This window comes from Marinilabiliales bacterium (assembly GCA_007695015.1).
GTDB lineage: Bacteria > Bacteroidota > Bacteroidia > Bacteroidales > PUMT01 > PXAP01.
Genome location: REEN01000046.1, coordinates 1 through 26,853 on the forward strand (window position 1 = coordinate 1; position 26,853 = coordinate 26,853).

Annotated in this window: 17 protein-coding genes and 2 rRNA genes; 11 read left to right on the forward strand and 8 right to left on the reverse strand. The window is 50.0% G+C overall.

Going from position 1 to position 26,853, the window contains the following annotated elements:
- Positions 1-5 precede the first annotated feature (5 nt).
- From EA408_04895 to EA408_04910, 4 genes are all read left to right on the forward strand, one after another.
- A 23S ribosomal RNA gene (locus tag EA408_04895) occupies positions 6-2,899 on the forward strand.
- Between the two features lie 80 nt (positions 2,900-2,979).
- Positions 2,980-3,088, forward strand: a 5S ribosomal RNA gene (gene rrf, locus EA408_04900).
- A 269-nt stretch (positions 3,089-3,357) separates the two neighbouring features.
- Positions 3,358-5,367: a hypothetical protein gene (locus tag EA408_04905; protein ID TVR73326.1), complete on the forward strand. Its 2,010-nt coding sequence runs from the start codon at positions 3,358-3,360 to the stop codon at positions 5,365-5,367.
- 82 nt (positions 5,368-5,449) lie between these two features.
- A complete protein-coding gene (locus EA408_04910; protein TVR73365.1) occupies positions 5,450-6,895 on the forward strand; it encodes a lytic transglycosylase F in 1,446 nt (481 codons plus the stop codon).
- Here the strand turns inward: EA408_04910 and EA408_04915 are convergent.
- Complete coding sequence (locus EA408_04915; GenBank protein TVR73327.1) at positions 6,855-7,484, reverse strand: CoA pyrophosphatase; 630 nt, start codon at positions 7,482-7,484, stop codon at positions 6,855-6,857. The two genes, EA408_04910 and EA408_04915, sit on opposite strands and share 41 nt — an antisense overlap.
- 211 nt (positions 7,485-7,695) lie before the next feature.
- A complete protein-coding gene (locus EA408_04920; protein ID TVR73328.1) occupies positions 7,696-8,943 on the reverse strand; it encodes an ABC transporter permease in 1,248 nt (415 codons plus the stop codon).
- A gap of 244 nt (positions 8,944-9,187) precedes the next feature.
- On the opposite strand from EA408_04920, the gene EA408_04925 reads away from it, so the two are divergent.
- From EA408_04925 to EA408_04935, 3 genes are all read left to right on the forward strand, one after another.
- Positions 9,188-10,021: a serine acetyltransferase gene (locus EA408_04925; GenBank protein ID TVR73329.1), complete on the forward strand. Its 834-nt coding sequence runs from the start codon at positions 9,188-9,190 to the stop codon at positions 10,019-10,021.
- 12 nt (positions 10,022-10,033) lie between these two features.
- Positions 10,034-10,948 (forward strand): cysteine synthase A, encoded by a 915-nt coding sequence (cysK, locus tag EA408_04930; protein ID TVR73330.1) that lies wholly within the window; start codon positions 10,034-10,036, stop codon positions 10,946-10,948.
- A gap of 141 nt (positions 10,949-11,089) precedes the next feature.
- Positions 11,090-12,277: a DUF1343 domain-containing protein gene (locus tag EA408_04935; protein ID TVR73331.1), complete on the forward strand. Its 1,188-nt coding sequence runs from the start codon at positions 11,090-11,092 to the stop codon at positions 12,275-12,277.
- 54 nt (positions 12,278-12,331) lie between these two features.
- Here the strand turns inward: EA408_04935 and EA408_04940 are convergent, their stop codons facing one another.
- From EA408_04940 to EA408_04950, 3 genes are all read right to left on the reverse strand, one after another.
- Positions 12,332-13,363: a phosphotriesterase gene (locus EA408_04940; GenBank protein ID TVR73366.1), complete on the reverse strand. Its 1,032-nt coding sequence runs from the start codon at positions 13,361-13,363 to the stop codon at positions 12,332-12,334.
- Between the two features lie 91 nt (positions 13,364-13,454).
- Positions 13,455-13,949 (reverse strand): bacterioferritin, encoded by a 495-nt coding sequence (locus tag EA408_04945; GenBank protein TVR73332.1) that lies wholly within the window; start codon positions 13,947-13,949, stop codon positions 13,455-13,457.
- A 121-nt stretch (positions 13,950-14,070) separates the two neighbouring features.
- Positions 14,071-15,270, reverse strand: a complete 1,200-nt coding sequence (locus EA408_04950) for a pyridoxal phosphate-dependent aminotransferase (GenBank protein ID TVR73333.1) — start codon at positions 15,268-15,270, stop codon at positions 14,071-14,073.
- A 202-nt stretch (positions 15,271-15,472) separates the two neighbouring features.
- Here EA408_04950 and EA408_04955 point away from each other — a divergent pair, with 202 nt between their 5' ends.
- On the forward strand, positions 15,473-18,106 hold the full coding sequence (locus tag EA408_04955) for a valine--tRNA ligase (GenBank protein ID TVR73367.1): 2,634 nt from the start codon (positions 15,473-15,475) through the stop codon (positions 18,104-18,106).
- Positions 18,107-18,182: 76 nt separating this feature from the next.
- Complete coding sequence (locus EA408_04960; protein ID TVR73334.1) at positions 18,183-19,688, forward strand: glutamine synthetase; 1,506 nt, start codon at positions 18,183-18,185, stop codon at positions 19,686-19,688.
- 52 nt (positions 19,689-19,740) lie between these two features.
- Here the strand turns inward: EA408_04960 and EA408_04965 are convergent, their stop codons facing one another.
- Positions 19,741-20,481, reverse strand: a complete 741-nt coding sequence (locus EA408_04965) for a DUF1080 domain-containing protein (GenBank protein TVR73335.1) — start codon at positions 20,479-20,481, stop codon at positions 19,741-19,743.
- Positions 20,482-20,634: 153 nt separating this feature from the next.
- Positions 20,635-22,110 carry a gfo/Idh/MocA family oxidoreductase gene (locus tag EA408_04970; GenBank protein TVR73336.1) on the reverse strand — a complete coding sequence of 492 codons (1,476 nt, stop codon included), beginning with the start codon at positions 22,108-22,110 and terminating at the stop codon, positions 20,635-20,637.
- 73 nt (positions 22,111-22,183) lie between these two features.
- Here EA408_04970 and EA408_04975 point away from each other — a divergent pair, with 73 nt between their 5' ends.
- Positions 22,184-22,405, forward strand: a complete 222-nt coding sequence (locus EA408_04975; GenBank protein TVR73337.1) for a hypothetical protein — start codon at positions 22,184-22,186, stop codon at positions 22,403-22,405.
- 69 nt (positions 22,406-22,474) lie between these two features.
- Entirely contained in the window at positions 22,475-23,632 is a 1,158-nt protein-coding gene (locus EA408_04980) for a gfo/Idh/MocA family oxidoreductase (protein TVR73338.1), read from the forward strand.
- 161 nt (positions 23,633-23,793) lie between these two features.
- Here EA408_04980 and EA408_04985 read toward each other — a convergent pair whose 3' ends face one another.
- On the reverse strand, positions 23,794-26,715 hold the full coding sequence (locus tag EA408_04985) for a TonB-dependent receptor (protein TVR73339.1): 2,922 nt from the start codon (positions 26,713-26,715) through the stop codon (positions 23,794-23,796).
- Between the last annotated feature and the right edge of the window lie 138 nt (positions 26,716-26,853).

Genomic DNA, 26,853 nt, shown 5'->3' on the forward strand with positions numbered 1-26,853 from the left:
AATATTTAAGAAAGTAATAAGGGCGTATGGTGGATGCCTAGGCTCTCAGAGGCGAAGAAGGACGTGATAAGCTGCGATAAGCTCCGGGTAGGTGCAAATAACCTTTGATCCGGGGATTTCCGAATGGGGAAACCCATCCCGTTGAAGGCGGGATATTCCGTGTAAGCGGAAGGCGAACGCAGGGAACTGAAACATCTAAGTACCTGCAGGAGAAGAAAACAATAGTGATTCCCCAAGTAGTGGCGAGCGAACGGGGAACAGCCCAAACCATGGTTGTTTCGGCAATCATGGGGTTGTAGGACTACATAAAGGTTGCTTGTTTTAAGTAGAATCATCTGGAAAGGTGTACCACAGAGGGTGACAGTCCCGTACACGTACCGAGCAAGTGACCTGGTAGTATCCTGAGTAGCGCGGGACACGAGAAATCTTGCGTGAATCTGCCAGGACCATCTGGTAAGGCTAAATACTCCTGAGAGACCGATAGTGAACTAGTACCGTGAGGGAAAGGTGAAAAGTACTCCGAACAGGAGAGTGAAAGAGACCCTGAAACCATACGCTTACAAGCTGTAGGAGCCGCGATTTATCGTGGTGACTGCGTGCCTTTTGCATAATGAGCCTACGAGTTACTCCTCACTAGCGAGGTTAAGGGCCACAGGTCCGGAGCCGAAGCGAAAGCGAGTCTGAACAGGGCGCCATAGTTAGTGGGGGTAGACGCGAAACTTTGTGATCTACCCATGGCCAGGTTGAAGTTCCGGTAACACGGAATGGAGGACCGAACCAGTAAGCGTTGAAAAGCTTTTGGATGAGCTGTGGGTAGGGGTGAAAGGCTAATCAAACTGAGAAATAGCTCGTACTCCCCGAAATGCATTTTGGTGCAGCCTCGTGTACGAGTGTCATAGAGGTAGAGCTACTGATAGGGCTAGAGGGCTTCACCGCCTATCAACCCCTGACAAACTCCGAATGCTATGACATGCTTCACGGGAGTGAGGCGTTGGGTGCTAAGGTCCAGCGCCGAGAGGGAAAGAACCCAGACCATCTGCTAAGGTCCCCAAATATATGCTAAGTTGTTTAAACGTTGTGCGACTGCTCTGACAGCTAGGATGTTGGCTTGGAAGCAGCCATTCATTTAAAGAGTGCGTAACAGCTCACTAGTCGAGCGGTTGTGCGTGGATAATAAACGGGCATAAGCATATTACCGAAGCAATGGAAGTAATAATTTATTATTATTTGGTAGGGGAGCATTCCAGTCTGCGTTGAAGGTGAACTGTAAGGTTTGCTGGAGCGTCTGGAAAAGAAAATGTAGGCATAAGTAACGATAAGGCGGGTGAGAAACCCGCCCACCGATAGACTAAGGTTTCCTGATCAACGCTAATCGGATCAGGGTTAGTCGGGGCCTAAGGCGTATCCGAAAGGAGAAGTCGATGGACAACAGGTTAATATTCCTGTACTAGCTGATACTGCGAAGGGGTGACGAAAGAGTGACAGGTCTGCGTACTGACGGAATAGTACGTTGAAGGGTGTAGATATATTTTGGGGTTAATAGCTTCAGAATGTCGAACCTGATAGTACCGAGCGTCTTCGGACAATCGGATAATGGCCGTAATCATATTTCCGAGAAAAACCTCTAAGCATCAGGTATCAGGTACCCGTACCGCAAACCGACACAGGTAGTCAAGGAGAGAATCCTGAGGTGCTCGAGTGATCCATGGCTAAGGAACTAGGCAAAATTGTCCTGTAACTTCGGGAGAAAGGACGCCCCGTGTGAACGGGGCCGCAGTGAAATGGCCCAGGCGACTGTTTATCAAAAACACAAGGCTTTGCAAAATCGAAAGATGAAGTATAAGGCCTGACACCTGCCCGGTGCTGGAAGGTTAAGAGGAGATGTTAGTCGCAAGGCGAAGCATTGAATTGAAGCCCCAGTAAACGGCGGCCGTAACTATAACGGTCCTAAGGTAGCGAAATTCCTTGTCGGGTAAGTTCCGACCTGCACGAATGGTGTAACGATCTGGGCACTGTCTCAGCCATGAGCTCGGTGAAATTGTAATTCCGGTGAAGATGCCGGATACCCGCAACGGGACGGAAAGACCCCGTGCACCTTTACTGCAACTTAACATTGGTTTTGGGTAAGTAATGTGTAGGATAGGTGGGAGACTATGAAGTGGCTTCGCCAGGAGTCGTGGAGTCAACCTTGAAATACCACCCTTTGCTTGCCTGGAATCTAATTCCGGGAACGGAAGACAGTGTTTGGTGGGTAGTTTGACTGGGGTGGTCGCCTCCAAAAGAGTAACGGAGGCTTCTAAAGGTACCCTCAGCATGAATGGTAACCATGCGCAGAGTGCAATGGCACAAGGGTGCTTGACTGTGAGACCTACAAGTCGATCAGGTACGAAAGTAGAGCATAGTGATCCGGTGGTTCCGTATGGAAGGGCCATCGCTCAAAGGATAAAAGGTACGCCGGGGATAACAGGCTGATCTCCCCCAAGAGCTCATATCGACGGGGAGGTTTGGCACCTCGATGTCGGCTCGTCACATCCTGGGGCTGGAGAAGGTCCCAAGGGTTCGGCTGTTCGCCGATTAAAGTGGCACGCGAGCTGGGTTCAGAACGTCGTGAGACAGTTCGGTCCCTATCTGTTGTGGGCGTAGGAAATTTGAGAGGAGCTGACCTTAGTACGAGAGGACCGGGTCGGACGAACCTCTGGTGGATCTGTTGTGGCGCCAGCTGCATCGCAGAGTAGCTAAGTTCGGAAGAGATAAGCGCTGAAAGCATCTAAGCGCGAAGCTCACCTCAAGATGAGATTTCCATGAAGGGTCGTTAAAGACTATGACGTTGATAGGCTGCAGGTGTAAAGGCAGTAATGTCAAAGCCGAGCAGTACTAATTACCCGGTAGCTTTCTTAAGTGTTTACTGTTACTGAATTATTTGCTCATCCGGCATGTCAATCTTATTGAAGCATGAGATAAACAATCATGCGAACTTTTTAAGGTGACTATAGCAATGGGGTTCCACCTCTTCCCATTCCGAACAGAGAAGTTAAGCCCATTAGCGCCGATGGTACTGCGAAAGCGGGAGAGTAGGTCGTTGCCTTTCTTTTATAAATGATCCCGGACCCTTTAAAAGGTGATCCGGGATTTTTTATTGTGACTGCCCTCTAGCGCATGCATTAAAGAGCAACCTGGAGAGCCGGTCGTTGCCTCCGGCGATCAGGGATTTTTTATTGTGACTGCTCTGAGGCGCCGGTGTTACTGTCCGGGCGGGGAAGCTGGTTGCCGCTGAAGGTGATCAGGGATTTTTTTTCTGGTTCCATTTGACTACTTTTGTTGGAATTTTAAATCAGCTACAACTCTTTTGATCTTTCCATGCCAGGGTCCAGAATAAGACTGTCAGTGTTTTTCCTGTTGATAATGCAGACCATTGTACTGCCTGCAAAGCAGCCAGGCCAGTCAGTGCCACCTGAACAGCAGTCAGACCGGCCAGTGCCGCCTGAACAGCCCGAGATCATCCGGTCATGGAGGCTTACAGGCATGTTTACTGAGACCGAGAGGGTTGAGATCGACACGATGGCAACCGCCTTCCAGGTGCACAGCCCTCTTTTCAAAGAGGCTATTGCATACTCTTTCCTGGGGAACATGGGACTGGCAGCGATGCCCGATATCTTTACCAGGCGCGGCCTCATGTCAGATTTCTTTTTTATCGATCCTTTCATCCACTATCTTCCGTCATCATCCGAAACCCGTTACTACAATACCCGCAGGCCGTTTTCGCTGATAGATTTTTCAACCGGCGGACCAAGGGGCAAGAATGAGAAGATCCTCAACATCCTGCACACCCAGAATGTGAATCCCGATTTCAATTTGGGGTTCAGGTATTTCAATATCAACTCAGAGGGCCAGTACCGGAACCAGGATGCGGTTACCAACGCCATTTCGTTGTTCGGCAGCTACGAACTTGAAAACTACCAGCTGTATGCAAGCCTCAATCTCAACTCGGCAAGGGTTTTTGAGAACGGGGGACTTTCTGATCCTTCATCATTGCTCAACCCCGATTTTGAAACTGAAGACCATCTGGTCAGGATAGATGCAAGGAATTATGTGAACAATAACGGCATTCTGATTTCCCAGTCCTGGCAACCTTTTTTTTACACAGAGAATGATACTGTGGAAAACGGTTCTGGTTCATGGCTTGAAGGGCTCCGTCTTTACCATGTTGTAAGGTATGACCGGTACAGGCGTACTTACGATGATAATTTCCCGGGGGCGGGTTTTTATCCTGAAGTTCTGATCAACACTTCACGGACATTCGATTCTGTGGCTTACGCAACCCTTACCAACAAGGTGATGGTCGAACTGCCGCCGTTCAGCAGGGGTATTGTCAGCTTCAATGCAAGAGGCGGTATTAAGAATGAAATTGAAAGGGGCAGCTACAGTGTACCGCCCGACACCATTTTCCATTTTGATCATACTGAACCGCCTGCCTCTTTTCTGCTGGCCGAACCGTCGGACTTTACCATTATTGACAGGAGGGAACACAGGTATGGAAGCAACGCGCTGATAGCTCTTGCACAGGGCGGTATTGGCGATGTTTTCGGAATATGGGGAGAGGGGAGCCTGTTTTTCCAGGGGCGCAGGGCAGGGGAGTATGACCTGAATGCCGGCATCAGTTTTGACCTGTTTGAGGGCAGGAACAGGTCGGTTCTTGAGGCGTCGGTCAGGCAAAGGGAGATCACACCCTCCCTCTTCATGAATTCCTATTATTCAAATCACTTCGCGTGGAACAATGATTTCAGGCGGACCGGCGAAAGCGTTGCCCGGGGCAGGCTGCTCATGCCCGGGCGTGATCTTGAAGCTTCGGTAAGCTTCAGGCTCCTTAACAATTTCATCTATTTTGACAGAACCGCCAATCTGCGCCAGCACGGTGATGTCATACCGGTAATGAATGTAAGCCTGAAAAAGGATTTCAGCCTCTGGCGGTTTCACTTCAGGAATATAACAGAATACCAGGTTTCGGGAAACAAGGAGGTGCTGCCCCTGCCTGACCTCTCAGTATACCAGTCGGCCTGGTACGAGCATTCCTTTATTGACGGTATGCTGACAGTGCAGGCAGGATTTGACATCTGGTACAGCACACGTTACCAGGGATACGCATACCAGCCGGCAATCTCGGCATTTTACCCGCAGGACGAGCGCATGTTCGGCAATTATCCCTATATCGATGCCTTTATCAGTTTCAAGCATAAAAGACTGAGGGGTTTCTTCAAGGTTGAGCACCTGAACGCCGGTTTTATCTACCCCGATTATTTTACTGTTCTGCATTATCCCAGGAACCACAGGATGTTCAAGCTTGGGGTTTCCTGGTCTTTCTATAACTGATACCTGTTTATTAACTTTCCTTTCCGCCGGAAGGCGGATATAAAAAAAATTGTATATTCGTATAGTATATAAAAATATTATCATGGGGAGGAAAAAAGTCAACACTTTTTTTTCTTTTCTTGCGCCTCTGGTCCTGATGACTTTAGCCTGTGACGGTCCTCCCGTAACAGATGAGGAAGCAATTATACCCCATTATACGGAGAGAGGCAGGATCACGGCAATAACAGACTATAACTCGACCAACTATTTTATTTACCGGGGAGAGCCGATGGGATACCAGTATGAGATGCTCAACCTGCTGGCCGACCATCTTGGCGTAAGGCTCGATGTTGTGGTGAACAATAACCTGGATGAAAGTTTCAGCTGCCTGATGGGAGACGAGTGCGACCTTATAGCGATGAACCTCACAGTAACCAGGGAGAGGAGCAGGATGTTCGATTTTACGGTTCCCCACAGCCAGACCAGGCAGGTCCTTGTACAGAGGTTGCCGTCGGACTGGCACTATATGACTGCTGCCGAGCTCGATACCCACATGGTGAGGTCTCCGCTCGAGCTTGCCGGTAAAACCGTGCATGTGCAGAAGAATTCGGCCTATGCTTCAAGGCTCAGGAACCTTATGGATGAAATAGGCGACACCATTTTGATAAAAGAGGTTGATATTGCAGTAGAGCAGCTTATCACCATGGTGGCAGAGGGAGAGATTGACATTACGGTAGGCGATGAGAATGTTGCGAGGGTAAACCAGACATATTATCAGAACCTGGATATAGGCACAGCTATAAGTTTCACCCAGAACCTGGCATGGGCAGTGCGGAAAGGAGATTACACGCTCAGGGATTCTATCAACGAATGGCTAAGGAATTTCAGTTCGACTATAGAGTACCGGCTCCTTTATGCGAAATATTTCAGGAACCAGCGTTCGGCCAGGATAATTCAGAGCGACTTCTATGTGCTTACCAGTGGCAGGATTTCACCATACGACGATCTCATCAGAAAGTACAGCGAGGAGATCGGATGGGACTGGAGGCTGCTTGCTTCCATGATCTATCAGGAGTCCCGTTTCAGGTACGATGCTGAGAGCTGGGCAGGTGCCCGGGGACTGATGCAGCTGATGCCGGGAACGGCAAGGCGGTATGGTGTGAGGAACCTGGATGACCCGGAAGAGAATATCCGCGGGGGCGTGAGGTATATAGCATGGCTTGACGAGATACTGAGTGACCGTATAACCGACAGGGAGGAACGTATCAAGTTCATCCTTGCATCGTATAATGTCGGTCTCGGACATGTTCTTGATGCCAGGGCCCTGGCCCGCAAGTATGACAAAGACCCTGACCGGTGGACAGGCAGCGTGGATTACTATATACTCAACAAGTCAAATCCCGATTACTTCCTCGATCCTGTCGTAAGGCACGGGTATGCCCGCGGCTATGAACCATACAGGTACGTGGGCGAGATACTGAACCGTTACGACCATTACAGGAACATTGTTACTGACCATTTAGCCCAGCAAAACCCGCCAGCTCCATAAACTCGGAAAGGATCATGGCGGTGGCGCCCCAGATAAATTCACCTCCCACACGGTATCCCGGGGCACGGATGGTAATCCCTGAGACATTCAATTTCTCCTCTGTTTTGAGCTTGTTGTCTGCCAGTTCGCCAAGGCTTGCGGGAATAAGGTATTCCACCTCCTGGGGGTCAATAATGAACTGAGGTTGCCGGCTTGCATAACCCACCACCGGAAGTACCTCCAGGTTGCTTACCGGGATAAATAGTGGCGTGAGGGTTCCCATAACGGTAACCATGTCCGGGTCGGTCCCGGTCTCCTCAGCAGCCTCTCTCAATGCAGTGTATATAACCGTTTTATCACCATCTTCCATTTTCCCGCCGGGAAAACTTATCTGTCCGCTATGCGGGCCGGGATATTCGGTTCGCTTTATAAAAAGAATGTGAAGATCCCCCTTTCGGGGAAAAAGAAGCAGCAGCACACCGGCTTTGCCTGCACTTCCAGAGGTTCTGAAAACACGGTGTACCCTTGGTGCCATCTTTCTCTGGGCAGGCTCACCGGGGAGGCTTTTCCCCAGTTCTTTTTCGAGTCTTTTTATGAAGTTATTTCTCATGCAGCCGCCAAGGAATCTCAGGTGTCGAAGATAGTGATTAAAAATTTCCGTCTGCACTCTGATCTTAAGTAAAGCATTTCTTTTTTAAGACGGGCTAAATAACTATTTGCCTTTGCCAGCGTTTATGTTCCCGGCTTGCGGCCTTTTGGTTCAGTATTTTACGGGGGCATCTTGAACCAGTGTCCGGCAGCGGTATCTTTTCGGTCCATCATTAATCGAACCGGATCGTCTTTTCCGGGTCGATCCTGCCGATAATATATGACGGGATTACCAGCATTGCCACTGTAACTGCCATTGTGCCTGCATTAAGCAGCAGGACATGCAATAAGCGCAGGTTTACAGGCACAGTGGGGATGAAGTAAGATGCCTGGTCAAGTTTCAGAAAACCGGTATAGTGCTGTACCAGTATGAGCCCTATCCCGATCAGGTTTCCCCAGAACAGGCCTTTTGCAGTGAGGAAAGCCGACTGGTAGAGGAATATTTTCCGGAGCCGGCTGTTTTCAAGCCCCATGGCCTTCAGTATGCCGATCATACCGGTCCTTTCCAGTATAAGTATCAGCAGTCCCGACACCATATTGAAACCTGCAACAATGACCATAAGCGACAGGATCACCCACACGTTCATATCGAGCAGCTCTAGCCAGTCAAAGAATTGCGGATACTTGTCGTTTATGCTTTCGACACGCAATCGGGTAAGGTCGCCGGTAAACTGGTATCCGGCAAGGTCATCAACCTGCCTGGCAACAAGGTCAATGTTATCGTAGTCATGAAGCAATATCTCGAAACCGCTTACCTGGTCGTCATCCCAGTCGTTCAACCTCTGTATATGCCTGAGATCGGCCAAAACGAACATTTTGTCAAGCTCTTCAAGTCCGGTATCATAGATTCCCGACAGGGTGAACCTTCTTGCACGCGGAGGTTCCTGAACGAAGAACATAGCGAAATCATCACCCACGTCCAGACGCAGCAGCGAGGCGACAGTGCGCGAAAGCACAGCCTCGTTACTTGTAACCGTATCAGTAAGCGTCAATCTTGAACCCTCTACCATGTTCTGCTCGAAGAATGACCAGTCAAAGCTGCCGTCAACACCCTTCAGTATCACCCCCTGGATATCTTCGCCCCGGGTCCGTATAATACCCGGCTTAGTCGCGAATGGTTGAATATGCCTGACTTCAGGTATTTGTGCTATCCCGGGCAGGAAGTCCTGGTCCATCCTGACCGGGGTTGTCTCCCAGGATATGTTGGAGTCGAAATTGGTAATCTGGATATGTGACCCGAAGCCGATCACCTTGTTACGGATCTCCCTCTTGAAGCCGGTAACAACCGCAACTGATATCAGCATTACCGCCATGCCCAGGGCAATGCCGGCGACTGCTATTTTCACTATGGGTCCCGAAATGGTCTTTTTCCCATCCTGGTCTCCGGCAAGGCGTTTTGCTATGTGGAGTTCAATGTTCATGATTGTATTGGCACGCCTGCGAAATTAATACATATTTTAACCGCTTCAAAGACAAAAGCAAGGCTGTGGTGACAAATATCTGTGCTGTGGTGACAATTATCTCTGTGCCGGGGTGAGAAATCTCAGCGAAGCGCCCCGGATAGTGTTAATTGAAACAAAACATTGTCTGTGGTTCTCAACAGGCTTGAGTTTATTATCTTTGCATCTGTGAATGTGCCGGTAATAAGGTAATTTAATAAAAGATATGGATAAGCTGGATCCCTTTATAGACAAACTGTTCGACAAACACCGTTCAGTCAGCGAATTCCTTCCTGATATCAATGAGACCCAGGAGTTTACAGATAGACTTATACGTCTGCTTTTTCCCAATTATCCCTGTGACAGGAAGGAGCAGTACCGGATGAGGTTCAGGGAGCTGGAAGTTAAGCTCGAAAAACTGATGATATTGCTCGACAGCAATATGGAGGGTGATCCGTACGAGCAATCCCGTCGCTTTTTTGAAGAGGTACCGGTAATCTATACACTGCTTGTTAAGGATGCTGAGGCTATTTGCCGGTTCGATCCGGCCGTTACCAGCCTCCAGGAGGTGATCTGTGCCTACCCGGGATTTTATGCAATAGCTGTATACCGTTTTGCCAACCTGCTTTACCGCCGCGGAGTTCCCCTTCTGCCCAGGATAATGACGGAGTATGCCCATGGAAAGACAGGTATTGACATACACCCGGGCGCCACCATCGGCAAAAGTTTTTTCATTGATCATGGAACCGGGGTGGTGATAGGAGAGACAACCATAATTGGCGATAATGTGAAGATATACCAGGGGGTAACCCTGGGGGCGTTGGTCGTGAAAAAAAGTATGGCTGCGAAAAAGAGGCATCCGACCATTGAGGATAACGTTGTTATATATGCAGGAAGCACTGTGCTGGGTGGCGAGACGACAATCGGGCATGACTCTGTTATCGGGGGCAACGTGTGGCTGACAGAGAGCGTCCCCGCGCATTCGGTGGTATATCACACCAGTACCGTTAAAATAAGGAACAGCAAGGATAAAGGCAGTTATGACGATTTTTCAATTTAACTCAAATCCATAATGAGGAGTGAAAATATACTGGGTCTGATAGGCAACACCCCTGTTGTCAGGATCAACAGGTTGTTTGGTGATGACTTTGAGGTTTGGATCAAGCTCGAGAAGAGCAATCCCGGCGCCAGCATAAAGGACCGGATAGCACTGGCAATGGTTGAGGAAGCAGAAAAAAGCGGGGTGCTGAAACCCGGTGGAACTATTATTGAGCCAACTTCGGGGAATACCGGGATCGGTCTTGCCCTGGTGGCTGCTGTAAAGCGATACCCCTTAATACTTGTTATGCCCGAGTCGATGTCGGTCGAACGAAGAAGGATAATGGCTGCATATGGTGCCGGGATTGAGCTTACTCCCCGGGAAACAGGTATGAAGGGTGCAATAGCAAGAGCTAACGAGCTCGCAGGTCAGATAAAGGGAGCATGGATGCCCATGCAGTTTGATAATCCTGCAAATCCCCGTATACATTCAGCAACGACTGCATCGGAAATAATCGCCGATTTTCCTGGGGGGCTCGATTACATGGTGACGGGAGTGGGGACAGGCGGACATATAACCGGCGCCGGAGTTGTGCTTAAATCAGCCTTTCCTGATATTAAGATCTTTGCGGTTGAGCCTGCACTGTCGCCCGTACTCAGTGGTGGTGAGCCCGGGCCGCACCCCATACAGGGTATCGGAGCGGGATTTGTTCCCGCCGTACTTGACAGGGATATGATAGACGGTATTGTTACCGTAGAGAAGGAGGAGGCTTTCGGGTATGCGTTAAAGGCAGCCAGGCAGGAAGGTATTTTTGCGGGAATATCTACCGGGGCATCGCTTGCTGCTGTTGCAAAAGTGCTCACGGACGCTCCGAAAAATTCACGTGTGCTTACATTTTGCTACGATACCGGAGAGCGGTACCTTTCAGTACCCGGTCTGTTCGAATGATGTATCAGTTTGTTACGCCGGGCTGCTTAATGTTGGTGCAGGCAAAGGTTTTTAAAATAATTAATATAAGTTTGTCCTGCCGGAAGAGACCGGATCTCTGACGGTTCGGGATTAATGACGGAAACTATATTACCTTGAAAAATGAGTAAAAAGATTTTACTGATCTTAACATGCATGGTTATCTCGCTTGTCCATGCAGGGTCACAGGTACCCCGTTACCGGGATGTTACCACCGGCGCCGAAAGGGTTGACCAGTACCTCGGTTTACTGGAGGGGAAACGGGTAGGTATTGTTGCAAATCACACAACAATGATAGGCGGCACCCATCTTGTCGACAGCCTGCTGTCTCTGGGTGTGGATATAAGGAAGGTGTTTGTTCCCGAACATGGCTTCAGGGGTACGGCCGATGCCGGTGAAAGGATATCGACAACCAGCGATGAAAAGACCGGGCTGCCACTTGTTTCGCTTTACGGCCAGAGGCTAAAACCCGGGCCGGAGGACATGGAAGACCTCGATATTGTCATATACGACATACAGGATGTCGGCGTAAGGTTCTATACCTATATATCGACCATGCATTATGTGATGGAGGCCTGTGCCGAAAACGGTGTCTCCTTCCTGGTCCTGGATCGCCCCAATCCCAACGGGTTCTATGTTGACGGCCCCGTGCTTGATATGGAGCTGCGGTCATTCGTAGGGATGCATCCTATACCCATTGTTCACGGATTGACCGTGGCTGAACTTGCCCTTATGATAAATGGCGAAGGATGGCTTGATGGCGGCATTACGGCCGACCTGCATTATGTCCTTTGCGAGAATTACGACCACAACACTCTGTACAGGCTTCCGGTCAGGCCTTCGCCTAACCTGCAGACCCAGCTTTCAATTTATCTTTATCCATCTGTCTGCCTGTTTGAGGGGACCGTAATGAGCCTGGGCCGGGGTACTGATTTTCCGTTCATGGTGTTCGGGCATCCTGAGATGCGCAATGCCAGTTTCCAGTTTACACCGCAGAGTACCGAAGGTGCACGAAACCCCCCTCTGAAAGGGCAGTTGTGTAACGGGGTTGACCTCAGGGGGGTGCAGGAGCGGTTGATCCTGGAACGCCGGGAGATATACCTTGAGTGGCTGCTTTTTGCCTACAACAACATGCCCCGCGACATAGAGTTCTTTACAGGCTATTTCAATACTCTTGTCGGCAATACCCTGGTACGTGAAATGATAGAGAAAGGCGCTCATGTGTCGACTATAATGGCTACATGGAAAGACGATGTTGCGGAGTTCAAGAAGCTGAGAAGGCAGTATCTTCTCTACCCCGACTTTGAGTAGCTCTTTTCCGCTACAGTTTGTCAGTCCGCTAGTCCGTCAGTTCACTTCTCTCTGTCAGTCCGCTAACCTCTTCATGATCTCATATGCGCGCGCAGGATTGGCAACCATAAGCTGCTCAATGTCCCCGGCGGTAAACCCTTCTTCCATCAGCCCGGGGATTAGGAACCTGTGGATATCACTGTATCCCCTGAATCCGCCCCCGCCGGGTTCACCTGCATCATACCAGCCGGCATCGTGCGAGATGAGCACCCTGTGCAGCAGTCCCTCCTTTTTCAGCTCTGAAAGCATTGAAATGTAGAGGTCATGGTTTCCGTGCGGGCCCTCTGCCGCGGAGATGTTAACTGCATCGAGCGATATCCAGGCACCCATCCTTGCCGCTTCAACTATTTTGGGCATGGTACCGGACTGGGCGTGTGTCCAGATAAAAGCCCCGGGCGATACTCCCTCTTCCTTCAGCAGGTTAAGCTGGTCAAACGCCGGCATATCGCCCCCGGTATGCGATTTGATCACCAGTCCGGTTCGCCTGTGCGTAATGGCAGCGGCCCTTACCAGTTTCCTGTGCAACTCCGACAGCAGGGTGTCTTCCTTTACCCCGATCTTGATAAAACCAGGCCTTATGTCCGTATTGTCTATCCCGTTCTCAAACTCGTCGATCCATCTTGAGGCCAACTCACCGGCAGTCTCCCGGTAAGCGTGCGGGGGAATGAAGCGGTTATTCACGGCCCCGTAATAACCTGTATTTGTTATTATGTGGATCCCCGATCTGAGCGAAAGCTCTTTTAGAAGCAGGGGGTCCCTTCCCAGGTATGCCGGTGAGCAATCGGCGAACCCGGTGACGCCAAGCTCGCTGATCTCCTGCAGCCAGGGAAGCACTACATCGGTGACTGAATCCCTGTTCCATCTGTGGTAACCTGTCTCACCAGCTCCTGCCCAGTCTACCAGCACATGTTCATGACTGAGGGTCTGGCCCAGTTCGGCCGCCGGAACAGGCCCTCTGACCGTCATTATAACCGTTTCCACCGGTTTCTCCCGGCATGAGCCTGAGAGAATAATTATTACCAAAAATACAAGGGTGAGTGTTCTCATTATCAAAAGGTTTAAAAAAACGGGCAGCGACCATATGTAGGCCGGCCTGCCCGCGATGACATTTCATATTCTTTGTTGCAGGAGAAAGGAACTATTCGGTTTTTGTACCTGATACATTCTTGCTTCTTTCGATGGACTGCAGTGCAAGATAGTTATCTCCGTATTTCTGCAGGTTTTCGGTCTCATCGTCGAACTGGTCCTGGTGCCTTTCCTCATCTTCGACCAGGCTTTCAAAAAGCTTCTTTGAAACCGAATCGGCATTTTTCGCACATTCATTTGCCCAGTTGTTGTAATCGTTGGCGCTTCCCTCTTCCATCTTTGCAGCCATGTCGAGCATTTCCCTTACATCCTGAACCGGCTTGACCGGATGTGAAAGCGCCATTTCAACATCGCCTCCCAGGAAAAGAATCCTTTCCGCCAGCATTTCAACATGAATCATCTCTTCGATAGAAGTCCGTTTGAAAAGGTTTGCCAGCAGGTCAAAACCCTGGTCATCACAATGAAAATGGAAATACATATACTGATGCACTGCACTCAGTTCATCAGCAACAGCCTTGTTCAATAGTTCAATACTTTTTTTCTTCATAAGATGCTTTTTTTATGGATTTATACAAAAATAAAATAACAGGTTAAACAAATCAAATATTTTCAGGATCACCGGGCCGGCCGCCGGAGCCCGCCCCTGTGACCGGGGCACATGCAATGGATCAAATGGTTTTCCCCGGATAGGCCTCAAGCGCCTTTTGGAGGCAGATGATGGCCTTTTCAAGGTCCTCAGTCTTCAGTACATAGGCGATCCTCACCTCATCCCTTCCGAGTCCGGGTGTTGAGTAAAACCCCGATGCAGGTGCCAGCATAACTGTTTCATTGTTGTACTCAAAATCGCTAAGCAGCCACTGAGCGAACCTGTCGGCATCGTCAACAGGCAGCCTGGCCGTTGTATAGAATGCTCCTTTCGGCATGGGACATACAACACCTTTGATATCGTTGAGCATCCTCACCATCAGGTTACGCCTTTCAACATATTCCAGTTGCACCTGTTCAAAATAATCTGCCGTGGTATCAAGGGCTGCCTCTCCCACAATCTGTCCGAATGAAGGGGGACTCAGCCTTGCCTGGGCGAACTTGACCGCCGTTGATACCACCTCCTTGTTTTTTGTGACCATGGCGCCTATCCTCACCCCGCAGGCAGAATATCGTTTTGAAACCGAATCTATCAGAATTACGTTATCTCCGGCATCTTTGATATGCATAGCCGAGAAATGAGTATGGCCGTCATAGCAGAATTCACGGTATACTTCATCAGAGAACAGGTACAGGTCATGTTTCTTTATAAGGTCGCCAAGCTGTTCCATCTCTTCCCTTGAGTAAAGGTAGCCGGTGGGGTTGTTGGGATTGCATATTATTATGCCCTTTGTCCGCTTATTTATGAGTTTTTCAAAATCGGCTACTGGAGGAAGGGCAAAGCCATCTTCAATGGTGGATGTAACCGGAACGATCCTTACCCCGGCTGTAACCGTAAACCCGTTGTAATTGGCATAAAACGGTTCGGGAACTATTACTTCATCTCCTTCGTCCAGGCACGACATGAGCGCGAACAGGATCGCCTCCGATCCTCCTGTAGTAATCAGCATCTGGGTATGGTCAACATCTATGTCGAGAGCCCTGTAATACTCAGCAAGTTTTCTCCGGTACGATTCGTTGCCGGCAGAGTGGCTGTACTCAACAACTTTGAGAGTATTGTTGCGAATGGCGTCAAGCGCAACCTGCGGGGTTGGTATATCGGGCTGGCCAATGTTCAGGTGATAAATCCTGCGCCCTTTTCTTTTTGCCTCTTCTGCGTAGGGAACGAGTTTTCTGATGGGTGAGGCCGGCATCAGCCTGCCTTTTTTAGAAATTTCCGGCATACCTGTATGATTTTGAGATTGCTGAATACAAACAAAAATAGGCTTTATTGACAAATAAAAGTATGATAATTGTTGTCTTATAAATGCTCAGGGCCGGGGAATTTTAACGCGGAATTGATTATTTTTGCCGGGCAGCGCCCCGGATATGATAATTCAGGTTAGAAACGGGCCTTTTGTTTACAACCAAACAAGATATTTTCAGATGGATATTCCTTCAAAGTACAACCCTGCAGTCACTGAAGAGAAGTGGTACAAATACTGGCTTGACAACGGCCTGTTCAGGTCGGTGCCCGATGAGAGGCAGCCGTATACAATAGTTATCCCTCCCCCCAATGTGACCGGGGTCCTGCATATGGGGCATATGCTGAACAACACGATTCAGGACATACTTGTGAGGCGGGCCAGGATGCAGGGAAAGAATGCCTGCTGGGTGCCGGGTACCGATCATGCTTCCATTGCAACGGAAGCAAGGGTTGTTGCCAGGCTTAAAGATAAAGGGATTGATAAATCGAAGCTTTCGCGGAAGGAATTTCTTGAGCATGCATGGGCATGGAAAGAAGAGCATGGGGGCATTATACTGGAACAGCTGAAGAAACTGGGTGCTTCGTGTGACTGGTCGCGGACAGTCTTCACGATGGATGAAGGCTATTCAGAGAGCGTTTTTGATGTTTTTACCGACCTCTATAAGAAGGGGCTGATATACCGTGGTGTAAGAATGGTCAACTGGGACCCGCAGGCGAAGACCGCCGTATCAGACGAGGAGGTAATATACAGGGAGGTCAGTTCAAAGCTTTACCACGTGCGTTACAGGGTAGAGGGCGGGGATGAGTGGGTGGTGATAGCCACCACCAGGCCGGAAACCATCCTGGGAGATACTGCTGTGAGTGTTAACCCGGCTGACGACCGTTTCAGGCATCTGCACGGTAAAAATGTGGTTGTACCAATGGTTAACAGGGTGGTCCCGTTAATAACCGACAGTTACGTTGACATGGAATTCGGTACGGGAGCCCTGAAAATAACCCCTGCCCACGACATTAATGACTATGAGATAGGGATCAGGCATAACCTGCCGGTTATAGATATTTTCAATGACGACGGTACCCTTGGTGAAAAGGCGGAGATATTCATCGGGATGGACAGGTTTGAGGCCAGGGATGCTGCAGTGAAAAAGCTTACCGGTGAGGGGTATATGGTGAAGGTTGAGGACTATGTCAACAAGGTCGGCTATTCCGAGCGAACAGATGCAGCCATTGAACCACGGCTCTCAATGCAGTGGTTCTGCCGGATGGGTGAGCTGGCCGGACCGGCGCTCGAAAACGTTATGAACGATAATATCAGGTTCTACCCTGCCAAATTCAGGAATACCTACAGGCACTGGATGGAGAATATAAAGGACTGGTGCATATCCCGCCAGTTATGGTGGGGACACAGGATCCCTGCCTGGTATATCGCGGGTGGCAATGATTTTGTCGTTGCAAAGACCCCTGATGAGGCGCTCAGGCTTGCCAGGGAAAAGACCGGTAATGACAGTCTGACCTTGCAGGATATCCGTCAGGATGAAGATGTGCTTGACACATGGTTCTCATCCTGGTTATGGCCCGTTGCAGTGTTCGACGGCATCAGAAAACCGGATAACCCGGATTATAAGTATTATTATCCGACCGACGACCTCGTTACGGCACCCGAAATACTGTTCTTCTGGGTTGCCCGCATGATCATGGCCGGGTACGAATACCCGAAAGAAAAGCCCTTCAGAAGTGTTTATCTAACAGGCATAGTGCGTGACAAGCTTGGCAGGAAAATGTCCAAGTCCCTCGGTAACTCACCTGAGCCACTGGAGCTCATAAAGAAATTCGGGGCCGACGGGGTAAGGGTGGGTATGCTGCTCTGTTCTCCTGCAGGAGGCGACCTTTTGTTTGATGAGAGTCTCACCGGGCAGGGAAGGAATTTCTCCAATAAGATATGGAATGCCTTCCGCCTTGTCAAGGGCTGGGAAACAGACGAAAATGCTGCTCAGCCCCTCCATTCGCAACAGGCTGTCGAATGGTTCGATACCAGACTGACAGAGGCTGTGGGCCGCCTTGAGAGACTATATGAAACCTACAGGCTTTCAGAGGCTCTTATGCTTCTGTACAGGCTTTTCTGGGATGATTTTTCTTCATGGTACCTGGAGATAGTAAAACCGGCATACAGGCAGCCGCTGGATGCTGAGACCCGCAAGGCGACCACCCGCTTTTTCGACCGGCTTCTCAGGCTGCTGCATCCGATAATGCCCTTTATTACCGAAGAGCTGTGGCAGAGGCTGGAAAAGAGGAAGGAGGGGGAGAGCATTGTGACAGCACAGATGCCAGGGACAGGTAAAGTGCAGAAGAAATTGCTTTCCGACTTCAGCATTGCCATGGAAGTAGTCAGTTCACTCCGCAATATCAGGGCTGAAAAGAACATCCCCCAAAAAGAGCCACTTTCACTCCAGGTACTGTCCGGAGAGAAGATGGGCATGCCCCCGTTTGAACAGGTGATAGCCCGTCTTGCCAACCTGTCTGAAATCAGCGAAACAGAGTATGAGTCCCCCGGTGCTATTTCATTCATGGTCGGGACCACGGCATTTTTCGTGCCCATGGAAGGAAAGCTTGATCCGGAGGAGGAGATGGCAAAACTGCAAAAAGAGCTGGAGTATGCCCGTGGATTTCTGAATTCGGTTATGAAGAAGCTGGATAATGAGCGTTTTGTGAAAAATGCACCGGATAAGGTCGTCAAGAATGAAATGGCAAAGAAGTCTGATGCCGAAAGCAGGATTACAGCTCTCGAAGAGAGGCTGAATAGCCTGAAGGCCTGATGAAGGCAAAAAATCATGTTTTTTTTGTTGCATTCTGCTTAGTTTAGCATGTTTTAAATGATAAATACAGATCAAGATGCATCAATCAGATATTAAACTGAACCCTAATGAGCTGGTGAGGTTCCTTAAAAAACCGGCCGACCGGTTCACCAGGGATGATATTGTCAGGTATATTGAAGAGAACGGGATTGAGATGCTGAACTTCAGGTACGTGGCAGAAGACGGGAAGCTGAAAACCCTCAATTTTGTGATCTCCGGCAAGGAGCACCTGGAGACGGTCCTTACACAGGGTGAACGTGTTGACGGATCAAGCCTGTTTTCATTCATTGAGGCCGGATCCAGTGATCTTTATGTGGTGCCACGATACCGTACCGCCTTTGTTAACCCGTTTGCCGGTGTCCCGACCCTGGATATCCTTTGCTCTTTTTACAATAGTGAAGGACATCCGCTGGAGAGCGATCCCCGGTACATACTCAGCAAGGCTCACAGTGACTTCACCGCCCGTACGGGATTTAAATTCCTCGCACTGGGGGAACTGGAATACTACGTTAACAGTCCCCGTCACGATTTTTTCCCTCCGGTCGACCAGAAGGGGTATCATGCATCGGAGCCATACGCCAAGTTTGAGAAGCTGCGTTCCGAGGCCCTGCTTTTGATTGCAAAGGCAGGCGGCAGGACCAAATACGGCCATGCCGAGGTTGGAAGCTTTACGAGGGACAATGAGCTGTTTGAACAGCATGAGATAGAGTTTCTTCCCTGCGATGTGGAGGATGCGGCCGACCAGCTTATCATTGCCAAATGGATACTGCGGATGCTTGCATTCAAATACGGCGTTGAGATAAGTTTTGCCCCAAAGATAACTGTAGGCAAAGCAGGCAGCGGCATGCACGTTCACGCGATGCTGGAAAAGGAGGGGGTGAACCTGATGATCCGCAACGGGGTTTTGAGCGATACTGCAAGGAAGATGGTGGCAGGATGGCTTGACTGCGCCTCTGCCCTGACAGCCTTTGGCAATACTATTCCAACGTCATATCTGAGACTGGTTCCGCACCAGGAGGCGCCCACCAGCATCTGCTGGGGCGACAGGAACCGCTCCGTGCTTGTGCGCGTCCCTCTCGGATGGCTGGGGGAGAACAACATGATCAACGATGCCAATCCCGGTGAAAAGATTAATACTGCCGATTATGGTGGGAAACAGACGGTCGAGTTTCGCTCGCCTGACGGGTCGGCCGACATTTACCTGTTGATGGCGGGACTTGTTGTGGCGGCGGGGCACGGACTTGAAATGGACAATGCACTTAAGCTGGCGGAGGATCTGTATGTGGATGTCAATATTTTCAGCGATGAACACAGGGAGAGGCTGGCAGGACTTGAAAAGCTTCCTGCCTCATGCTGGGATTCTGCATCTGCGCTTGAGGCAAAGAAGTCTGTTTTTGAGAAAAACGGAGTCTTCCCGCCGGGAGTTCTTAAAAATGTTGCCGAAAGGCTGAGGGCTTATGACGACAGGAACCTCAGCGAGCGTCTTTATGGCAATAATGAAGCTATCAGAGAGCTGGTACTGAAACACATACACTGCATGTAGCCGTTAATTGCACCGTGGCAGTGATCAGTTACCTCTTTTTGATCGTCAGTTTTTAGTATTCCCTCAATTTAATGTTCCTGAACCATACATCATCACCATGGTCCTGGAGTCCGATCACCCCTTCTATATACTTGCCGAAAAGTCCGGCGTCAAACTTGCTCTCTTCGACCATCTGCTGAAATTCAGGAGTGTCAAGATGGTACTCAAGGACATCCTCGCCATTCTGGCGGTGGAATACTGTTCCGCGGTACACGATTATCTCTGCGTTGTTCCACTCACCTGCAGGCCTGGTATTCTGTGGTACGGCCGGAAGTATGTCGTAGAGTGAAGCAGCTTTCCGGTTCCCGTCAATCCCCTGCTGTGCATCGGGGTGACGTTCATTGTCAAGTACCTGGAATTCGGGGGCCGTATGCCATATGGGCCTTCCGGGTATTTCCTGCCCGAGATAGAAGATGCCGCTGTTGCCGCCTTCAGATATTTTCCAGTCCACTTTAAGGTGAAAATCCAGGAATGTGCCATCATATACAATATCGCCTCCACTGCCGGTGCAACGCAGTGTGCCGTCTTCAACGGCCCAGCCCTCCCCGGGAAAGTCCTCGCCGTTATAGGAGCGCCATCCGGTAGTTGTCTCCCCGTCAAAAAGGAGGATAAATCCTTCCTCTTTTTCCTGCTCTGAAAGAGTGTTTGGTGCAACTTCAGCTTCTGCCGTGCGGTCGGCCGCAGGGCCGCACGACCAGGCCAGGGTAAATACCAGGAGAATAGTTGCGAAAAAGGTTAAATGCATTTTTTCCATGGCATTTCGTTTTATTAGTTCTGATTGAGTTTTAATTGTTGCGTCGTGTTCAGGTAATTCAGGTTGTTGCTGTGTTGATATAACCAAAACGACTGCCCGGGGTGTTTTGGTCACCGTCAGGCAGTCGCTTTTTAATAATGGGATCAAGAACCTCTAGGTGGGCATGGGCACAAGTTTCCAGCCTTCCCTGTAAGGTGTTTTGATAAGATCAGAAGCAAACTGTTTTGCATTAACCGGGTCTGTCATGTCCCTGGCGAATGTCGGGTGGCCATCCTCTATCTTAAATCCGTCACGGATTATAGTGCGGATCGTCTCATCGTCGCCGATGTTGGTGAACCTCATGTTCTCTCCGTCCCACTCAAGCTCCTTGTGGAGCGACTGAAGGCGTACGGCAAGAACACCCATCACGACCATTTCGTTGAAAGGTCCGGCCTCATGGAAGGCTGAAGCTGTTTCAACCCTGTTCTCCGGACTCTCCTTGCAGGCACGCGCCCAGTCCTGGTAATGGTTGGTCGGCACCCTGCGCACGAATTTCGGTGCATCGGGTACGCGGCCTGAAAGCAGCCATGGATCACGGCCATAACAACCTGCTACGAGTATGTCTTTTGTTCCGTAGAAGATTACGCCGCCACCGCCATTGTCCATGTTTCTGCCGGCAGGCCAGCCGTCGGGCATTTCGGGACGTATACCGCCGTCGTACCAGTTAACAACAACTTCGGGAAGGTTGATCTTCAGGTTGCTGCTCGGGGTCCTGGCCGGGTAAACAAACTTTACTTTTTGAGCAACGGGTGCACAGTCAACCAACAGCATTGTTGAAGTACCCTGTACCCTTGTTGGATAGGTCAGTTCAAGACCCATGAAGACGGGATGAAGAATATGGGGTGCCATATCCCCGAGTGCGCCTGTTCCGAAGTCCCACCATCCGCGGAAGTTCCAGGGGGTGTAGATCTCGTTGTAAGGACGCATGGGTGCGGGGCCTATGAAAAGATCCCAGTTCATGGTGTCGGGAATGGGATGAACCTCTTCGGGAGTGTTAAGTCCCTGTGGCCATATCGGCCTGTCGGTAAACGCATCGACCCTGGTAACCTCTCCGATCTCGCCGTTGGCAATCCATTCACGGCACAGGTTTACACCTTCCTGGGAGGCTCCCCAGTTATTCATCTGAGTAGCTACTTTGTACTTCTCAGCAAGTTTTGTAAGAAGGCGTGATTCATAAACAGTATGGGTCAGCGGCTTCTCAACATAAACATGCTTGCCCATGGTCATCGCATCTGCTGCAATGATTGCGTGGGTATGGTCTGATGTGGCGACTGCGACACCATCTATCTCCCCACCCATTTCATCAAACATTTTACGGTAGTCCCAGTATCTTTTAGCATTTGGGTACCGTTCAAAAACAGGTTTACTGTATCTCCAGTCAATATCACAGAGAGCAATGATGTTTTCGCTCTCAAGGTTCCTGAGGATTTGGGAACCCATTCCTCCAATACCGACACAGACGATATTGAGCTTGTCGCTGGGCGCCTTATGTCCCAGTCCGCTCACCACGTTGCTGGGAAGGATGGTAAGCCCCGCAGCTGCCATGGCCGTGTTGCCGATGAACTTTCTTCTTGAGATTTTTTTATCCATTTTAGGTGAATTTAGTTAGTAATTAGAATTGGTATTAAGCGGTTATTATGTAAAATATTTTAAAAAGACCGTGATGCAAAACATTCTGCCAAAATACAAATTTATCTTAATTAGGTCAATATTAATATCAATAATAAACAATTCATTTACCTGTAAGCCGGAGGTAAAAAGAGTAAAAAAACTGCAGATCAGCGATAATCCGGTTGACTTTCCGTGCAGGTTAACCTTTTTTAACATTCGGCCTGAAGAGCTTTTGGTGTATTTTATATTTGGGAATAATTCCACGGTTTTTTAAATTGCACTGGATTTAATTTCCGTAATAACTTAAATCAGCATAAACTAATAACCACAAAAATCAACAGAAATGAACAGAAAAATCAGAATGGGGCTTGTTGGAGGCGGTCCCGGGTCATTCATCGGGCCGGTCCATTTCAGGGCTGCCATGATGGACGGATATATTGAACTGGTTTGCGGTGCTTTTGATGCCGATCCTGAAAAGTCGAAGGCCTCGGCAGGTATATATCATGTATCTTCCGACCGTGCCTACGGCACCTGGAAGGAGATGATGGAAAAAGAGGCTGCGCTGCCCGATGATGTCAGAATGGATATGGTTGCCATAACCACTCCAAACCATCTCCATTTCCCCATTGCAATGGAGGCCCTGGATAAAGGATTCAATGTTGTTTGTGACAAGCCGGTTACAATTTCGCATGATGAGGCGGTCAAACTGGCCAAAAAGGTTGATGAGACCGGCCTGCTTTTTGCCCTCACCCATACCTACACCGGATACCCGATGGTCAAGGAGGCAAGGCACCTTGTCTCCAAAAACCAGATTGGTCCGGTCCGTAAGATCGTGGTAGAATACCCGCAGGGATGGCTCTCTACTCCACTGGAAAAAGAGGGCAACCAGCAGGCTGCATGGCGTTCTGATCCGCGTTACAGCGGCCCGGGAGGCTGCCTTGGCGATATCGGCACCCATGCCGAAAACCTGGCAGAATATATTACCGGTTTGCAGATATCGGAGCTTTGTGCAGATATAAACGCTTTTGTGCCCGGACGTACTCTTGATGATGATATAGCTGTATTGCTGCGTTTTGAAGGAGGTGCCAAAGGTGTTCTGTGGGCCTCGCAAATTGCAGCAGGAGAAGAAAATGATGTGAATATAAGGGTTTATGGAGAGAAAGGCGGACTGGCATGGGGTCAGCAGGAGCCGAATACTCTGCTTCTCAGGATGCATAATGAACCCGCAAAAGTATTGAGGGCCGGAAAGAACCACGAATACCTTTCTGAAATAGCAAGGTGGAACCTCAGGGTCCCGGGTGGTCACCCCGAGGGATACATTGAGGCTTTTGCCAATATCTACAAGAATGTTGCACATGCCCTTCACCAGAGAAGGGAAAACCTGCCTGTCGATCCCGCATACCTTGATTTCCCCACTGTGCACGACGGGGTTCGCGGCATGAGGTTCATCGAGAAAGTCATTGAATCGGCAGGCAGCAAAGAGAAGTGGCTGAAATTTTAATCTTAGCAAGAGTTGTGTTTGACAAACGGGGCCGCTCCCTGCAAAGGGCGGCCCCTGGCTTGAGGCGCGGTAAATTCAAATTATGACCAGTTGTCCCGGTGAGGTGACAACCGGAGGGCAGAATACCGGGGGCGTCACGAAGCCGGGCCGGCAGTGGCAATCTACGACTGCCTCATGTTGAAGTTCCTCAGGTTGTAGGTGAAGGTAAGCATGAAGAACCGGGTAAGCTGGTTGGTGCGCAGGTCCTCTATATAGGAATCTGACACGTTCCTGACTATATTCCTGTTCTGGTCGAGCAGATCGAACACGCTAAGGGTTATCTCTCCCAGGTTGTTGTTGAACAGCTTTCTGCCGACGTTCATGTTCCACAGAAAGAATTCCTGGTTAAAGTCATCACCCAGTCCACGATACATAATGTGGCTTATATCGCTTCGCAGAACCCAGTTGTTGAAAACGATGAAGCTGAACCGTGTTCCGCTGGTCTGCTGGAAATAGTTGTTGTCAAGCTGCGGTTGCAGCGTGTTTTCAACTATGTTGTAGCTTGCGTTGTAGGATACCGAGAAATCGACATTGGGGCTGATGTTGCTCGACAGGATCAGCCCGCCGCTTGCAGAGTATGTGTTTGAGATATTCGTACGATCATTGATCAGGCCTGGCGTACGCACCCATCCAAGTCCGCTGCTCAGGTTGAGGTTGCTCCTTATTGCCCTTACGGGGAACCCGTAGATCAGGTTTGAGCGGATGTTTGCATACCCGTCAAGGTTCACCGGCTGTGAGAACTGCGAGCCTTTCCTGAGCTGGTAACCGTTTGCAAGGGTAGTATCCTGCCTTGCAATGATGGTTGAGTTGCCTATATGGTCGTTGGCGATGTTCCCGAAAAAGAACGCCATGAAATTGGTAGATTTTTCGGTGTTGGTGGCGTTGTAACGGGTCATGAAAAAGTGGCTGTAGCTGTGGTCAAGGTTGGGGTTTCCCGATGAGAGAAGCATTGGGTTGGAGTTGTCGACAACCTCCTGGAGCTGGGTGACTGAAGGGGGACTGGTGCTGGTGCGGTAATTGAACCGCAGGCTTTTGCCTCTTTCAATGTTATATGTGAGCATTACCCTGGGCAGAAAGTTCTGGAAGCTTCTCTGCAGGTCGAATTCATAAGGGAAGACCTGGTCGGCCGTAAGCGATGCATGCTGATAACCCAGCTCGGCCGTAAGGTTGAAATTATCACCCCTGAAAAGAATGCCTGCAGCTCCTCTCTGGGTCAGGTAATTGCTGCTTAGCCTGTTTGACAGCTCAGCTTCAAAGCCGGTGTACGACCCTGTTAACGTATCATAGCTGTTGGTTATCCGGTCAGTCTCGTTTGCCGCTCTTGAAATATTGTAGCTTACCTGCAGCATTGATCTTTCGCCAAGGGGCTCGGTATAATTGATATTTGATGATAGTGTGTTATTTATGGTTTCCGAGTCGGACCGCTGGTTGAGGTAATCGCTCAGCGCGGCCTCTCCCGCTGCCGGATCCCCCTCTCCGGCAAAGTATTCGCTCAGTGCGTCCAGGTAATAGAGGGTCTCGTTATTGTTGAAGTTGGCGCCCATGTTTGCCGATATCGTGCGCCCCGTTTTGTCGAACCGGTACCTGTATACCATTGAGCTTCCGAAATTGTAGCCGCTCAGGTCTGAATCATACCCGGTGAAAGATTCGCTCAGGTTATAGCCCTCGAACAGGTTCCTTGCCTCCAGGTAGCTGTCGGCCGTGTTGCTCTGCATGGTCAGCCTGGGGGTGAAGATTACCGAGTTTTTATCGTCGATGTCGAAGGTCATCCTCAGGTTCATCCTGTGGTTGCTGTTCCTGCTGCTCGATTCACTGTCCTCCAGGTAATACTGGCTGTCATTATCATCAATGAAATACTGCCTGTCGGTAAACTGGTCGGTTATGTTGTCGGCTATGTTGAAAAAGTAACTGCCCGTAAAATTCAGGCGGTTGTCGAGCCATATGTCGCTGTAGTTAAGTCCGAGGGCATGCGTTGTATTATCGCCGTACTGCGTGCCGACCCTGAAATCGGTCACGTGTCCCGTCGGTGCCCCTCCGGGGGCTCCGCCTCCCTGTGCAGTGCGGCCCATTCCGCCTCCCGTACCGCCGCTGCGACCGCCTCTTATTGCCCCTCCGGCAAGGCTGAGAATATCTTCGCGCGAGAAGTTCTGTTCGTTTACGTTGTTGCTCATGCCGATAATAGACAGGCGGCTGTCGTTCATGAATATGTTGGTTGCAATACCCGCCTGGTAACGGTCATCTCCGCCATAGCCCGAATAGAACCGGCCGAACTGGCCGCTCCTGGTATCGAGCCTTGTCACTATGTTGATGGTCTTGCTGCGCTCGCCGTCGTCAAAGCCGGTCAACTCGGACTGGTCGCTCATCCGGTCGTATACCTCGATGCGTTCTATGACCTCGGCAGGAAGGTTCCTGAGCGCTATCGAGGGGTCTTCTCCAAAGAATTCCCGTCCGTCGACCAGCACCCTCCTCACATCTTCACCCTGTGCCTGGACCCGGCCGCCTTCAACGGTGATTCCGGGCATCCGCCTGACAAGGTCCTCGGCGCTGGCATCGGGATTGACCTTGAAAGCCTGGGCGTCGAAATCGAGCGTATCTCCTCTCAGCCTGGCGGCGGACCTGTACCCTGTAACCTCCACCTCGTCAAGATAGGCGCCCTCGGCAAGGTAGATCGTGCCAAGATCATTTACCTCTTCAATTGCCCTGACTGCCTCCTCGCCCTCCAGTACCAACGTCTGGAATCCCACATAGCTTACCTTCAGGGTGTACTGTCCGCGTGCCATCTTGAGGGAAAAGCTTCCGTCATGCTCTGTGGTTGTATGGAAGGTGCGTGTGGTATCCATGATGTGCACGAACGACAGGTGCGCCCCTATAAGCGGGCTGTCATCGGAGGCATCGGCCACTTTACCTGTTACAACCACCTCCTGCTGACCGCCGGCTTGCCGGCCCTGTCCCTGTTGTCCGCCCTGGCCGCGTTGCCCCTGCTGAGCCGATACCATCAGTGGCAAAAGAAAAAATGCTGCTATAATAAATATTATATGTCTCATTTTCTGAATTTTTAAGAAAGTTAAACCCGGTCACATCTCTTTAGATGAAAAAATGCAGAATAGTTTAATGCCCGCGGTTGATTTAACATTTTTTTGGTTTTCAGGCAGAATCGAAAACCGTTCCCGGCAGGGATGAAG

Coding starts and splice junctions, on each gene's coding strand:
- EA408_04915 (TVR73327.1), bottom strand. CDS start 7,484: ATGAGAAATAACTTCATAAAAAGACTCGAAAAAGAACTGGGGAAAAGC.
- EA408_04935 (TVR73331.1), top strand. CDS start 11,090: ATGAGTAAAAAGATTTTACTGATCTTAACATGCATGGTTATCTCGCTT.
- EA408_04985 (TVR73339.1), bottom strand. CDS start 26,715: ATGAGACATATAATATTTATTATAGCAGCATTTTTTCTTTTGCCACTG.
- EA408_04970 (TVR73336.1), bottom strand. CDS start 22,110: ATGGATAAAAAAATCTCAAGAAGAAAGTTCATCGGCAACACGGCCATG.
- EA408_04975 (TVR73337.1), top strand. CDS start 22,184: ATGCAAAACATTCTGCCAAAATACAAATTTATCTTAATTAGGTCAATA.
- EA408_04955 (TVR73367.1), top strand. CDS start 15,473: ATGGATATTCCTTCAAAGTACAACCCTGCAGTCACTGAAGAGAAGTGG.
- EA408_04945 (TVR73332.1), bottom strand. CDS start 13,949: ATGAAGAAAAAAAGTATTGAACTATTGAACAAGGCTGTTGCTGATGAA.
- cysK (TVR73330.1), top strand. CDS start 10,034: ATGAGGAGTGAAAATATACTGGGTCTGATAGGCAACACCCCTGTTGTC.
- EA408_04905 (TVR73326.1), top strand. CDS start 3,358: ATGCCAGGGTCCAGAATAAGACTGTCAGTGTTTTTCCTGTTGATAATG.
- EA408_04940 (TVR73366.1), bottom strand. CDS start 13,363: ATGAGAACACTCACCCTTGTATTTTTGGTAATAATTATTCTCTCAGGC.
- EA408_04950 (TVR73333.1), bottom strand. CDS start 15,270: ATGCCGGAAATTTCTAAAAAAGGCAGGCTGATGCCGGCCTCACCCATC.
- EA408_04965 (TVR73335.1), bottom strand. CDS start 20,481: ATGGAAAAAATGCATTTAACCTTTTTCGCAACTATTCTCCTGGTATTT.
- EA408_04910 (TVR73365.1), top strand. CDS start 5,450: ATGGGGAGGAAAAAAGTCAACACTTTTTTTTCTTTTCTTGCGCCTCTG.
- EA408_04980 (TVR73338.1), top strand. CDS start 22,475: ATGAACAGAAAAATCAGAATGGGGCTTGTTGGAGGCGGTCCCGGGTCA.
- EA408_04960 (TVR73334.1), top strand. CDS start 18,183: ATGCATCAATCAGATATTAAACTGAACCCTAATGAGCTGGTGAGGTTC.
- EA408_04920 (TVR73328.1), bottom strand. CDS start 8,943: ATGAACATTGAACTCCACATAGCAAAACGCCTTGCCGGAGACCAGGAT.
- EA408_04925 (TVR73329.1), top strand. CDS start 9,188: ATGGATAAGCTGGATCCCTTTATAGACAAACTGTTCGACAAACACCGT.